The sequence below is a fragment of the Paenibacillus sp. FSL W7-1279 genome, assembly GCF_037969845.1.
Lineage (GTDB): Bacteria > Bacillota > Bacilli > Paenibacillales > Paenibacillaceae > Paenibacillus_AQ.
The window spans coordinates 836735-850474 of sequence record NZ_CP150215.1 but is presented as its reverse complement, the minus strand read 5'-3'; the positions used below and the strand labels follow the sequence as shown (position 1 = coordinate 850474).

The 13740-nt window shown below is 51.3% G+C and carries 10 protein-coding genes; 3 read left to right on the top strand and 7 right to left on the bottom strand.

The annotated features are described in order from the left end of the window. Window positions 1-276: 276 nt before the first annotated feature. The gene (locus MKY82_RS03620; RefSeq protein ID WP_339295504.1) at window positions 277-4776 is read left to right on the top strand and encodes a WIAG-tail domain; all 4500 of its coding nucleotides are present in this window, start codon (window positions 277-279) and stop codon (window positions 4774-4776) included. Between the two features lie 101 nt (window positions 4777-4877). Here the strand turns inward: MKY82_RS03620 and MKY82_RS03615 are convergent, their stop codons facing one another. From MKY82_RS03615 to MKY82_RS03595, 5 genes are all read right to left on the bottom strand, one after another. After that, window positions 4878-5627: an ABC transporter permease gene (locus MKY82_RS03615; protein ID WP_194540785.1), complete on the bottom strand. Its 750-nt coding sequence runs from the start codon at window positions 5625-5627 to the stop codon at window positions 4878-4880. Next, window positions 5628-6389, bottom strand: coding sequence for an ATP-binding cassette domain-containing protein (locus tag MKY82_RS03610; protein ID WP_194540784.1), 762 nt, complete (start codon window positions 6387-6389; stop codon window positions 5628-5630). Window positions 6390-6558: 169 nt separating this feature from the next. Next, window positions 6559-6900 carry a DUF1048 domain-containing protein gene (locus MKY82_RS03605; RefSeq protein ID WP_194540783.1) on the bottom strand — a complete coding sequence of 114 codons (342 nt, stop codon included), beginning with the start codon at window positions 6898-6900 and terminating at the stop codon, window positions 6559-6561. 71 nt (window positions 6901-6971) lie between these two features. Then, window positions 6972-7292, bottom strand: coding sequence for a PadR family transcriptional regulator (locus tag MKY82_RS03600; protein WP_071222099.1), 321 nt, complete (start codon window positions 7290-7292; stop codon window positions 6972-6974). A 421-nt stretch (window positions 7293-7713) separates the two neighbouring features. Next, window positions 7714-8964, bottom strand: coding sequence for an MFS transporter (locus MKY82_RS03595; protein ID WP_339295503.1), 1251 nt, complete (start codon window positions 8962-8964; stop codon window positions 7714-7716). A gap of 281 nt (window positions 8965-9245) precedes the next feature. On the opposite strand from MKY82_RS03595, the gene MKY82_RS03590 reads away from it, so the two are divergent. Next, entirely contained in the window at window positions 9246-9764 is a 519-nt protein-coding gene (locus MKY82_RS03590; protein WP_339295502.1) for a sigma-70 family RNA polymerase sigma factor, read from the top strand. Further along, complete coding sequence (locus MKY82_RS03585) at window positions 9761-10609, top strand: hypothetical protein (protein WP_339295501.1); 849 nt, start codon at window positions 9761-9763, stop codon at window positions 10607-10609. Before MKY82_RS03590 ends, MKY82_RS03585 begins: the two co-directional genes overlap by 4 nt. Window positions 10610-10740: 131 nt before the next feature. On the opposite strand, the gene MKY82_RS03580 is transcribed toward MKY82_RS03585, so the two are convergent. Both MKY82_RS03580 and MKY82_RS03575 read right to left on the bottom strand, forming a co-directional pair. Then, the gene (locus MKY82_RS03580) at window positions 10741-11802 is read right to left on the bottom strand and encodes an NAD(P)-dependent alcohol dehydrogenase (protein ID WP_339295500.1); all 1062 of its coding nucleotides are present in this window, start codon (window positions 11800-11802) and stop codon (window positions 10741-10743) included. Between the two features lie 39 nt (window positions 11803-11841). Further along, the gene (locus tag MKY82_RS03575; protein WP_339295499.1) at window positions 11842-13518 is read right to left on the bottom strand and encodes an alpha-glucosidase; all 1677 of its coding nucleotides are present in this window, start codon (window positions 13516-13518) and stop codon (window positions 11842-11844) included. Between the last annotated feature and the right edge of the window lie 222 nt (window positions 13519-13740).

Here is a 13740-nt window from a genome sequence, read left to right as displayed (position 1 = left end):
CAAGGACGAAAGAGAGGCAGGGCTTTTGTCGTTTTAGAAGCAAAGATTCTTGAAGAAACTTCAAATACGGAACCGACTGTACAGCCGTTACCGGCCGTCAGGGGTTAAATTTTATATGTGCTTTCTAGCGCTCAATCAAGGACTCGGCCTTTGGCCGGGTCCTTTTCCATGTTACGCTGCCCTTTCGTTTGTCGAATCCCAAAAGACCAGTGACAGCCGCCTAAACGGCTGCATATGATACCGGAGACGATGAGTATTCGGAAGGAGCGTGTTGTTTTGAAGAAAAAGAAGAAAAGCCCATCATCTTCCTCTTCCCAGCCCTACAGGGTAGATCCCACTACGAGGGAACTCGATCTGCTCGAGCGAAATAAAGGACGCAGCCCAAAAAAAGATAAAGATGCCCACATTCTTTCAGCAGCAACCATTATGGATCTGGATGAGGATCTTATCGGCATCATGGAATTAAAACAAGAAGAAAAAGAAAACAAAGAAAACAACCCATTATCGAGATCTGACGAAGATTCCAGCTTACCTACAGAAGAGGCTGTAGCCGCTGACACCCTGACCGTGCCTACCGATCCCCCCTCCCTTCCCGAGATGGAGATCGAGCATGTGCAGCTGATTATGGAGAAGGAAATGCCTGAAATTAAGGGCGCATTCATATATACAGAGGATATAGGGGAATATGCGGTAACCGAAAGCCGGATCGCTTCGAGAGCGGTCACAGCATCCAAGCTGTCGCGTGGTGCCGTTGGGCCTGAAGCCATACAAGACTACAGCATCACCAGTCTGCACATTGCCGACGAAGCCGTGACCTCAGGAAAAATTGCGCCATTATCGGTCACGGGTGAACATCTAATGGATGGCATCTTATCTACGCGCAAGTTTCGAGACGGTTCCGTGAATGCCAGCAAGATCAAGGATGGCAGTATAACCTCGCAGAAGCTGGCAGACCACGCCGTAGTTAGCGATAAAATCGCGGATGGGGCTATTACTGCACGTCATCTTCAACAGCTTCTCGTGACAACCGACCTGCTCGAAGACCAAGCGGTTCAAGGAGACAAAATCGCATCCAGCGCCGTAGAAACCCGACATCTCGCTAATGAGAGCGTCCATAGCTCCAAGCTTGCAGAGGATGCAGTCACTTCGACCAAAATCCGTGAAGGTGCCGTAACAGGAAAAAAAATCGCCGATGACGCCATCTCAGCGTCCCACATAAAACCGCAAAGCATCGAAAGTAAGCATTTGGCAAGCGAAGCTGTAACTGCAGAGCATATTGCTGCCGGCAGCATCGGGTCAGGCCTAATTGCAGATGGTGCCATCAATGCCGGACATATTGAAGAAGGCTCGCTCAGCGCCCGCCATTTAGCGGACGGAGCCATAGGATCAGAGCAAATCCGGCCTGGCTCTATCGGTTCCGATCAGATCAGCATCAATGCAGTATCCGCCCGCCATCTGGCTGATTCCAGTGTCACAAGCTCCAAGCTTGCCGATCAATCCGTCCATACGGTGAAGCTGGTGGAACAGGCGGTGACGGCTTCGAAAATCGCGGATCAGAGCATACTTCCTAACAAAATTGCCAATGAAGCCGTCCAAACGCGCCATCTGGCTAAGGGCACGGTGGAATCGGACCAAATTGCATCGAATGCCATTCAAACCCGGCATCTCGCTGCGGATGCAGTAAACGCCGAGCACATTGCCGAGGGCAGCATCTTACCTAAGCATCTCGCGCCTCAAAGCGTCATAGGGCGCGCCATTCATCCCAAAACGATAGCGGAGCAGCATCTGGCTGACGGAGCGATCGGAAAACAGCATCTTCAACCCGCATCCGTCGGAGAAGAGACGCTGGCCCCTGAGAGCGTGACGAGCCAAAAGCTTGCGCTTGGATCGGTTGGCGGAGCCATTATTGCTAAGCATGGCGTGACCTCCGGCAATATTGCCAGTGAGGCCATTCAGCAGCAGCATCTGTCAGGGGGCAGTGTAGGCGCCGAAGCTCTGCAAAACGGTGCGGTTCGCGAGCAGCATCTGGCCGATGGCTCTATTGCCAGCCGTCATCTGCAGAAGGGAAGCGTACGGACTCAAGCGCTCGCCCAGGGTGCGGTAACGACAGATAAAATTGCCGCAGGCAGCATCGTGGAGTCCTCGATCGGCGATGGGGTTATTGCGCCTCGACATCTGGGGGACCACGCCGTAACCTCACCGAAGCTGTCTCCGGAAAGCGTGACCACGGATAAACTGACAGACCTTTCCGTAACTTCTAATAAACTGGCTGAGAGCAGTGTCTCTGCTGGCAAAATAGCTCCAAAGGCCGTTCAATCCACTCATCTCTCGCCGAGTGCGGTGACTTCCGAAGCAATTCAGAACAAGGCCGTTACTTCGGAAAAAATCGCTCCGCAAGCTGTAGAGGGCGCACATCTGGGACTGGAATCCATCCTGGGCAAACATATCGTGCAGGAAGCCATTCATGGTTATCACTTGAAGAAAAAATCCATCATGTTAAGCCATTTGGCCGATGAAAGCCGCTCGGCGGAAGCGTTGTTTGCCGACGGCAGCATACCGGGCGTAAAAATCGGGTCGCAATCGATTACGGAAGCCCATCTCTCGCCTTCGTCGGTCTCGGGATCCGCGCTGCAGGCGAACGCCGTGAGTGGTGACAAGATCAAGCCTCTTTCCATTTCAGCAGTGCATCTGCAAGAAGCGAGCGTCCAGTCTGACCATCTGGGCGTGGATATTGTGAAGTCACAGCATATGGATGAAGGATCGGTGACTGGACGCCATCTTGCTTCCGGCTCTGTCAATGCCCGGCACATTCAAGCCGAAAGCATAGAGTCCGCACATATCACGAACGACGCTGTCCTTCCTGAGCATATCGCCGGAGAGTCGATCCAGAGCGGACATCTTGCCGAAGGCGCTGTGAGCTCCAAGCATATTGAATTATTCTCGATTCAAAGCCATCACCTGGCGCCGTACTCGATCAACGCAGCGCATCTTGGAAATCAGTCTGTCGGTCATGTCCACCTGCAGCCGGACAGCGTTGGCGTCGATCAATTGCAGCCGGGGGCCGTAAAATCGAGGCAGCTGGCGGAGGGTGCCGTTCTTCCCCATCACCTGCAAATTTCCAGCATCGGTTCGCAGCATATCGAAGCCGGCGCAATCACAACGGAACTTGTGCAGGACGGTGGAATTACAGGCAGCAAGATTGCTGACGATTCCATCACCGGCAAGCACGTTGCTGAAGGATCGCTTACGGGCGCACAGATTGCCGACGGAGCCATCGGCTGCAAGCATCTTGGACCGGATGCCTTCAATAACTTCACGTTGGCCGAAGGATCGGTTACTGGCAGCAAAATTGCTGAGGCTTCCATCACCGGATTGCATGTAGCTGAAGGTTCGCTTACTGGTACCCAGATTGCCGACGGGGCCATCGGCAGCAAGCATCTCGGACCGGATGCCTTCAATAACTTCGCGTTAGCCGAAGGATCGGTTACTGGCAGCAAAATTGCTGAGGCTTCCATTACAGGCGCTCACATTGCTGACGGCTCCCTCACTGGAGCGCAGATTGCCGACGGAGCCATCGGCAGCAGGCACCTCGGACCGGATGCCTTCAATAACTTCACGTTGGCCGAAGGATCGGTTGACGGCAGCAAGATTGCCGAGGCTTCCATCACGAGCGCGCACATTGCTGACGGCTCCCTCACTGGATTGCAAATCGCCGACGGAGCCATCGGCTGCAAGCATCTTGGACCGGATGCCTTCAATAACTTCACGTTGGCCGAAGGATCGGTTACTGGCAGCAAAATTGCTGAGGCTTCCATCACTGGATTGCATGTAGCTGAAGGTTCGCTTACTGGTATCCAGATTGCCGACGGGGCCATCGGCAGCAAGCATCTCGGACCGGATGCCTTCAATAACTTCGCGTTGGCCGAAGGATCGGTTACTGGCAGCAAGATTGCTGAGGCTTCCATCACTGGATTGCATGTAGCTGAAGGTTCGCTTACTGGTACCCAGATTGCCGACGGGGCCATCGGCAGCAAGCATCTCGGACCGGATGCCTTCAATAACTTCGCGTTGGCCGAAGGATCGGTTGACGGCAGCAAGATTGCCGAGGCTTCCATTACGAGCGCGCACATTGCTGGCGGCTCCGTCACTGGAGCGCAAATTGCCGACGGGGCCATCGGCAGCAAGCATCTCGGACCGGATGCCTTCAATAACTTCGCGTTGGCCGAAGGATCGGTTGACGGCAGCAAGATTGCCGAGGCTTCCATCACGAGCACGCACATTGCTGACGGCTCACTTACCGGAGCGCAAATTGCCGACGGAACCATCGGCTGCAAGCATCTTGGACCGGATGCCTTCAATAACTTCACGTTGGCCGAAGGCTCCATTGATAGCGATAAACTTGCAAACGGCGCCGTCACAAGCGCCCATCTGGCCGACGGAGCCGTTACCGGACAACAATTGACTAAAGGTGCCGTAACGGCAGAACATTTAAGCTTTGCGCCAATACGCAGCGCAGCCGGCCAGCCGAAGCTGCAGCAATTCGGCATGACGCCTTTTGTATTTGGAGCTGAAGCCTTGACCGAGGTGACCGTCCAATTCGAGGAGGCTTTTGCTGGGATCAACTATATCATTGTGGGAATGAGCAATAATCCTGGCTTCCAGATCTCCTTGAAATCCCAGCGTGAGGATGCCGCCGTCCTAGAAGTAAGCCGCCAGCCTAACTGCAATCTCGCCTATGGTTTCATGTCCTGGATAGCCATCGGCCCTTCACGATAACAACATAGCAATCCAAAAAAAAAGGCTCTCCCCTGCATAACAAGGGAGGGCCTCTTTCACTAGCGGCTGGCTATTGATATGGCTATTTCATCATGGTGTACTTACCCTAACTGGCGTTTAAATTGTTTACTGGCGAAGAAGTAAGCGATGACCATGATGCCGACGCACCAGCCAAGCGCAACCCAGATCCCGTTCCCAACAGACCCTTCATACAAGAGGGAACGAATCGTATTCACGATAGATGTCACGGGTTGGTTCTCTGCAAACGCCCGAACCATTTTAGGCATGGTTTCGGTGGGGACAAAGGCCGAACTGATAAACGGCAGGAAAATCAGCGGATACGAGTAGGCTGTCGCCCCTTCCATAGACTTCGCTGTCAATCCAGGGATGACCGCCAGCCATGTCAGCGCCAGCGTAAACAACCCTAGTATCCCCGCTACCGCAAGCCAATCCAGGATACTCGCGCTTGAACGGAAGCCCATCAGCAGCGCGACAAGGAAAACCACAACAACAGTAAGTGCATTAGAAACTAGCGAGGTCAACACGTGAGCCCACAATATCGAAGAGCGCTTGATGGGCATAGTAACGAAACGCGCCATCAACCCGCTTTTTATATCCGTAAACAGCCGCAGTGAAGTGTAAGCGACGCCGGATGCGACAGCCATCAACAGGATTCCCGGCAATAAATAATTGACGTAGTTGTTCGTACCTGTCTCTATGGCACCGCCAAATACGTAGACAAACAGCAGCATCATCATAATCGGCGTAATCGCCACCGTGATAATCGTATCCGGGCTGCGCAAGATGTTGCGCATTAAACGTCCTAGTAATGTCCCTGTTTTGTTTTTCATTTACATCGCCTCCTTGTTGCCGATGATCGCGAGGAAAATTTCCTCCAATGTCGGCTGCTTCTCAATGTATTCCACTTTCGCTGGCGGGAACATCGCCTTGAGTTCGGCAAGCGTACCGGTCGTGATGATTTTTCCGCTATGCAAGATGGCGATACGGTCCGCCAGCTGTTCGGCTTCCTCCAGATACTGGGTCGTCAGCAAGATGGTCGTGCCGCCGCCGGCAAGCTCCTTGACGGTATCCCAGACTTCAATTCGCGCTTCGGGATCAAGCCCTGTCGTCGGTTCGTCGAGAAAAATGACGGCTGGCGTCCCGATCAGGCTCATGGCGATGTCAATCCGGCGCTTCATCCCGCCGGAATACTGGTCTGCCCGGCGATTAGCCGCATCGGTCAGGCTGAATCTTGCAAGCAGATTGTCGGCAACTTGAGCAGGATTGGAAACTCCCCGCAACTTGGCGATCATCATCAGGTTTTCCCGCCCGGTGAGCATGCCATCCAAAGCTGCAAACTGCCCTGTCAGACTAATGCTCTGGCGAACATGATCCGGTTGACGCTGGACGTCAAAGCCGCAAATACCTACTTCCCCGCCATCGGGCTTCATCAGCGTCGAGAGGATATTGACTGTCGTCGTCTTGCCCGCTCCATTGGAGCCCAGCAGTGCGAAAATTTCGCCGCGCTGCACCTCAAAATCCACCCCCTTTAAGACTTCTTTGTCTTTAAAGGATTTTTTTAACCCTTTTACAGAAATCGCTGCATTTCTCATATTTTATCCTCCTTATAATAAGCGCCTTGCGGAGCTGGATTACCTACACTCATCTATTTAGTATGACTGATAATCTGTATAACTTACTACCAGGTCAAAAATTAACTGAATAGCGAAGGCGGTAAGTCACATTTGATAACCAGCTAATCAGTCGTATTATCTATTGGAGTTATTTTTTTCCCAATCGGTTCAAGATATCCTGATTCAAATCTTCCCGATACTTGGCTACATAGGTTTTAGCGTTTGCCACTAGTTCATCGGCAAAGGACGCCACGTCGTCACCAGTGATCTCCAGCACTTGTCTGCCATCGGCTGCACCGGCTTCGAATAACTCGATTAATTCATACTGCATGTGCAGCATATCCATCCCGTTGCCCGTTGAGAAATTCCACATGTAGTTTTGAATTTTCTTAAACACAAACTGGTAGTCCTCTGGAAGGGCTTCAACTCGTGCCATCATCATTTTGTACTCTTTTTTATCACCAATCATTTTTTTGAACATTTCCAACATATTATTTTCCCTCCTTTTATATAAAGCTGAACAAGGCACCACACAAATATCGGACGGAATATCTTATGAAGCTAATTTGACTTCAAGACGTTGATTTTGGAGGATAAGAAATCCCATTTTTCCCAAAACAATTCAAGCTCCTGACGGCCAGCCTCATTAAGTGAGTAAAACTTGCGCGGCGGCCCCATATCTGACGGTTTCTTTTCAATGTTCACCAGCTTTTTCTTTTCTAACCGCACGAGTATGGTGTAGACCGTCCCTTCCACGACTTCGGTAAAGCCAAGCTCGTTCAGACGGCGGGTAATCTCATAGCCATAGGTTTCACGGCGGCTGATGATTTCCAGCACGCAGCCTTCCAGCGAACCCTTCAGCATTTCAGTTAAATTTTCCATATTGGAAAGCCTCCTTTATTTCGTCCCTCCCCTATTCAGTATTACCTATATTCAGTATAACATAGTACTAAGGGAATTTTTTACTTAATAGCATTTGGAAAAACACGCTATTAAGTATTACTCATTACATGTACATTGTAATACTAAGTAGTAGGGAATGTCAACAATTTCTTTAAAATATTTTTGCAACCTCATTGCTCAGTGTTGTCGGTATTCAGTGTGACCTACTACAGGTATATCGTAATACGTAGTAGGTGGGTTGTCAACCGGATTCTCGAAATATTTTCAAAACCAGTATTGCCCCGCGATTATTAAGGTTTCACGTTCAGTAAACCGTATTGATGATGCTTGCTGTAGCTCGTGTCCGGATCCATTTATGCATGCAAAAAAGACGAGCCTTAAGCTCGCCTTTTTTTAATGATTATTCGATGCCGATCCGTCCTTGTTCAAGCCCCTCCCCTGACTCCGGCAATCTCGTTCGTATCCGTAATGCGTAGCATCCCGAGATGAACAGCACCGTGGCAGCGATGATATACGTAGCCCGAACGCCGAATTCATCGGTTATGAAACCAAATAACAGGGTGGATAAGCCGAATACCAGCGAAACTAGCGCGCTTTGGGCAGCGTACACTTTCGGCAATACATGGACAGATACGCCCCGCTGCAGTGTAGTCTGAAGCGAGACTGCCTTAAGCTGTTCAAAAACGCCGAAGCCTGCCGAGAACACCAGGGCCAGCCAAGGCACCGAGGTCAATCCAAAACCGAACGTCATGATACTGATGCCGAAGGAAGAGCAGATAACGAACTTGCGGATGTTGCGGTCGATCAGCCCTGCGCCTCTCATGCCAAACAGTCCGCCCAGCATAAGTCCCAGGAAAAAGCTTGCGTTGATATATCCCCACCATGCCTCTTCCCTGTGCAGCACATCGGCTACATACACGTAGATGGTCGCCGCGATCCAAATCACGCCCGCCATCGTCTCCAATACATAAATCACGTGAATCGCCCGAATAGAAGGCTGTTTCCAAATGAGTGTCCACCCTTCCTGAATGGAACGCCAATTCGAAACGCGCGCCTTCTCATTCTGTTCCGGAGTGGATTCATGCCGATCCTCGATCATCTTCATGCAGACAGCGGCTGCCAGGGACAGGGAAAAGGTCAGCCATATCACCTTGCTTCCGCCCAAGGCTGCGACCAGCAGTCCCCCAACGGCCCAGCCTCCCAGTTGGATCAACTGATCCACGATGGCAACAAAGCTGTTTGCTTTCGTCAGCTCAGCGGCATCCACCAGACGCGGCAGCATGGCATGACTTGCAGGTGCAGCCCAGCCATCGAGCAGAGAGATGAGGAATACGAATCCGAGAATTGCATAAACCGTCACCTCCTGCTCTCCCAGCACATAGCAGGTTACCAACAGCAGAAACAGCATGGCCGTTTTTCCGATCTGAGACGAAGCAAGCAGTGACTTGAGGCTGTATTTATCCATCAATACGGGTGCAAAGCTCCCGCTTATAAACCGAGCCATCGTCGTGAGAAAGGGTACCATTGCCATCAGCATGGCAGATCCTGTAATCTCATGGATCATAGCCATCAGACCGACAATGTAAAATAAATCGCCGCTATTGGCGAGCGCCTGACCGATCCAGAGATATCGAAAAGATTTCCTCTTCATATTTCTACCCCAATTCTGTATTTAGTTGTATGGGTTAGGGTAGAAAAACCTACATGTTCTGGCCTCCGTACATTTTATATGGTTAATATAGTAACACCGTTAAGGACTTCTGTTAAGTTCATGGATTTTTTTTATCTCCGGTTAAAACTATTTGGCCCCCTCCACGGTCTAATGATCAGTCAAGCGCACTCAAGTACTTGAGCATGATCCAATCCGGCCAATGAATGAATAGATGACACGAATTCGTACCATGACATGAATACTAGTGCTAGTAGTTAGGGGTGAGTGAACTGAGAGCGAAAGAGTCGAAGCAGCAACAGTTCAGCGAAAATATGGAGAAATGCAAAAACAAGTTGTACCGGGTAGCCTATTGCTATGTCAAAAATGAACAGGAGGCACTGGATATCGTCTCCGAGGCAACCTATAAGGGATATCTCGCTTACGATCGGATGAACACGCCGCAGTATTTTGATTCCTGGATGACCCGGATCGTCATTAACGCTGCCATCGACCATCTCGGTCGCAAGAAGCGGGTTACTTATATGGAAGACCAGACGCAGGACTATGCAGCCGAAGAGCATGCCGTACCGCTGGAAGAGAAGATGGATCTGTACGATGCGCTGGACAGACTGCTGCCGGAGGAGAAAACCTACATGATTTTGAAGTTTTTTGAAGACCTGCGTTTTCGAGAAATGGCGGATGTGTTATCCGTGTCCGAAAGTACCGTCAAGACCAGGTTTTATCGTATTATCGGAAAATTAAAATCATATCTAATCGAGGGAGAGGTCGATAGCCTATGACAGGAAAAGAACGCTACGAACACATTGAAATCCCCGCCCAGCTAACCGGCGTTATCGATGCTGCACAGAAAAAAGCGGCTGCCCGCAAACGCTCCATGCGCTTGACGAGATACTCTTCCGTTGTTGCAGCTGCCGTTGCCCTGCTATTCGTGGTCAACATCCCGACGGTGGCCAACGCCTTATCCAAAGTCCCTGTGGTGGGCAGCATCGTTCAGGTTCTGCAGTTCGGGGGCGGAGGCGAGCGGACCGACGGTGTTACCGTGGGCACGGAAGCTTCCGAAGACGTATTAAAAATTCAATTTAACCAGGAAGGCAAGTCCGTTTCCAGTGTCCCGGCCTACACAGTGGATCATCGGGATGCGCCAAACCGTCTGATCTTCACGTTTAACGGAGTACGAAATTTTGATTATGAAACCCTCAAGAAAGACATGCTGGCTCTGCCGCTGGTGAAGGATGTCTATGAGAATGTGATTCTGGACGACTCGGCCATGCGTTTTGTTGTTGAGCTGAAGGATGGCGTGAAGCATACCGTATCCGAATATAAAGACCCCGGCTATATTGAGCTGAAGCTCACTTCGACCGGAGAGCCGGTAACCCCGCGCGAGGTCTTCTATATCCGCAGTGAAGCCATGCCGCAAGGGGAATCCCTCGCCATCCTTGAAGAGATTTATATGGAAGACGACGTGACCTTCATTAAGACGGCCAGCAACGACTTCATCGCGGTCATCGGCGGGTTCGATACCCGCGAGGATGCCGAGCAGAAGCTCGGCGAAATTTCGGCCCGCGACAGCTACGGCGATGATCTGCGCATCGACAGCTGGATGAGTAATGAACGCCCGAACTAACCGGTAACGCGAAAAAAAGCACCGCTCCGACAAGTGTTGGAGCGGTGCTTTTTGATGATGGTCCATTACGCTGCATTGGCGCGTTATTTACACGACAGCTCCGGAAGCGACTCTCCAGGCCGCGAACAACCTTAAGCGTTTGGATGAGGATAGATCATGACCTTTACGCTGGTGTCCTTGTACGTGCGAGCAAGCTCTACGGCTTCCTCGATCTGATCCAAGGAAAATTGGTGGGTGATGATGTCGCGTATGCGGCTGGCCTTGTTTTGCAGCATCTGAATAGCCGCCGGGTACGTGTTTGCGTAGCGGAACACGCCGTATACATCCAGCTCGGCGTCAACCAAAGCGCCAATATCCACCGGGATCGCATCCTTTGTGGGCAGACCTACAAACACGATCCGGCCTCCCCGGTTCACATATCCGATCGAATCCGCGATGGCCCCGGCGTTGCCCGACGTTTCAATAATAAGATCAATGCCATTGCCGTCCGTAAGTTCGTTCAATCGCTGCGAAACGGATTCGCCCATCGGATTGATCACGCCGGAGGCTCCCATCTGCAGGGCCAGATCACGCCGGTATTCCACGACGTCGCTGCCATATACCTGAGAGGCTCCGGACATTTTGGCCGCCTCCATGGCAAGCAAGCCAATCGGCCCCAGTCCGAGCACGAGCACCCGGTCCTCTGGCCGGATACGCCCCCGTCGTACGGCATGGAGTCCTACGGACAGCGGTTCAAGCAAAGCGCCTTCCTCAAAGGACATTTCATCCGGCAGCCGGAACAGGAAGTCGCTTCGCACCGCAACGTATTCGGCCCAAGCCCCGTCAACCGGCGGGGTTGCCATAAATACAACATCCGGACACAGGTTGTAACGTCCGCTTTTACAATAAGAGCAGCGCCCGCACGTTACGCCCGGTTCCACGGCCACGCGGTCACCAACGGAGACATTTCTTACCTTCTCCCCCGTCCTTACCACAACGCCGGCAAGCTCATGCCCCAGAATCAGCGGTTCCTTCACCTCATACCTGCCAATCCGTCCATGCTCATAGTAATGCACGTCCGAGCCGCATATGCCGATGCAGTACACCTGAATCAAGGCTTCATCCGGCTTCGGCTCGGGAATGGGAACCTGCTTCACCCCGATGGATAACGGGCGATCAAGAACGGCGGCAGACATCATATTGAATTGTGACAAGCTGCTTTCACCTCTCATCTCAAGAAATCGCTTACCCACTTAGTTTACACGATAAACTATCGCTTCATAAGGGTGTAGCGCGAATTCGTCGAAGCTTCGGTCCGAGCGCTCGTAATTCGAGAGTACAACTTCCGGTTGATGCTCACTCCATTCCGCCGGGAACTGAAAATCCGGTGTTCCGCTATAAAAGTTGAGAACAATCAAGTACGTCTCGTTCCCGAACGATCTGGAATAGGCGAAAATTTCTGAATGCTCTTTAAGCACGGCTTCATATTTTCCGTAGATCAGCGCCTCACTGGATTTGCGCAGTCGGATCAAGGCTTTATAGTAATTCAGAATGGAGTCGGGATCGGTTAGCTGCTGCTCTACGTTGATTTCATGATAATTCGGATTGCAGCGGATCCACGGCACAACCGTTGAGAAGCCGCCATAGAGCGTGTCATCCCACTGCATCGGCGTTCTTGCATTGTCCCTAGCCCGGTACGCGATTCTACGCATCGTCTCGGACACGTCTTTCCCGTCCAGAAGCCGCTCGCGATAATAATTGTAGATCTCCACGTCCCGATAATCACTCAGCTCTGCAAACTCGACATTCGTCATTCCGATTTCCTGTCCCTGATAAATAAACGGCGTCCCCTGCATCAGCATAAAAAAAGTAGCCAGCATCTTAGACGATTCCTTATGATAATGGACCGGATCGCCAAAACGGGATACGGACCGCGGCTGATCGTGATTCTCCATATAGAGGGCATTCCAGCCCACGCCTTCAAGGCCCGTCTGCCATTTATGCATGATCTGCTTCAATTCGGCCAAGTCCCAGACCGCATAATCCCAGCGTCCTTCCAGTCCGAAATCAAGATTGACATGCTCAAATTGAAAAATCATGTTCAGCGACCCGTTCTCTTCCCCGATCCAGCGGTCTGCTTCCGCTATCGGAATGCCGCTCGCTTCGCCAACCGTCATAATGTCATAATGAGCGAACGCCTCGCGTTTGAATTGCTGAAGAAAATCATGGATGCCCGCGATATTCCGATGTCCGGGATTCGAGTCGACATAACGAAGGTGATTCGGATTCGGCATATCCGGCAAACCCGGAAGCTTCTTAATATGGGTAATCGCATCCACGCGGAAACCGTCAATCCCTTTATCCAGCCACCAACGGATCATCTTGACCAGATCATCCCTGACCGCCGGATTCTCCATGTTTAAATCAGGCTGCTTCTTGGAATAGAGATGGAGATAATATTGATCCGTTAACTCGTCATATTCCCAAGCGGAGCCGGTGAATACGGATTCCCAATTGTTCGGCTCCGCTCCATCCCTCGCATTCCGCCAGATATAGTAATCCCGCTTCGAATTGGTCCTTGAGGAACGGGATTCAATAAACCACGGATGTTCATCCGAGGTATGATTGAGCACCAGATCCATAATAAGCCGCATGCCGCGGTTATGGATTTCGGCCAGCAGCTGATCGAAGTCGGCCATGGACCCGAACTCCGTCATAATATCCTGATAATCGCTGATATCGTAACCGTTGTCGTTATTGGACGAACGATAGATGGGGCATACCCATATAACATCAATCCCGAGATCCTTCAAATAATCCAGGCGGGATATAACCCCTTGCAGATCCCCGATGCCGTCTTCATTCGAATCCATAAAGCTGCGCGGATAGATTTCGTAAGCAACGGCTTCTTTCCACCATACTTTCTGCATTGTCGTATCCCCCGTTTACAATAAAGATGCTGCTTATTTAGAAATGCGGACCGAGTCATTACACGTACATCATTAACCAACTTGGTCTGTCGCAGCATACAGTATTGCCGTTTAAGCGATCTTATAAGCCTAACAACCATAGAATAGCCATGCCGCGGGGGTATGCGGCATGGCCTTTGGCAAGTCCATTATAAAACTACGAAAAGCGAATCCTCCCTGCTC

Coding starts and splice junctions, on each gene's coding strand:
- MKY82_RS03615 (WP_194540785.1), bottom strand. CDS start 5,627: ATGAAAAACAAAACAGGGACATTACTAGGACGTTTAATGCGCAACATC.
- MKY82_RS03605 (WP_194540783.1), bottom strand. CDS start 6,900: ATGTTGGAAATGTTCAAAAAAATGATTGGTGATAAAAAAGAGTACAAA.
- MKY82_RS03600 (WP_071222099.1), bottom strand. CDS start 7,292: ATGGAAAATTTAACTGAAATGCTGAAGGGTTCGCTGGAAGGCTGCGTG.
- MKY82_RS03610 (WP_194540784.1), bottom strand. CDS start 6,389: ATGAGAAATGCAGCGATTTCTGTAAAAGGGTTAAAAAAATCCTTTAAA.
- MKY82_RS03575 (WP_339295499.1), bottom strand. CDS start 13,518: ATGCAGAAAGTATGGTGGAAAGAAGCCGTTGCTTACGAAATCTATCCG.
- MKY82_RS03595 (WP_339295503.1), bottom strand. CDS start 8,964: ATGAAGAGGAAATCTTTTCGATATCTCTGGATCGGTCAGGCGCTCGCC.
- MKY82_RS03585 (WP_339295501.1), top strand. CDS start 9,761: ATGACAGGAAAAGAACGCTACGAACACATTGAAATCCCCGCCCAGCTA.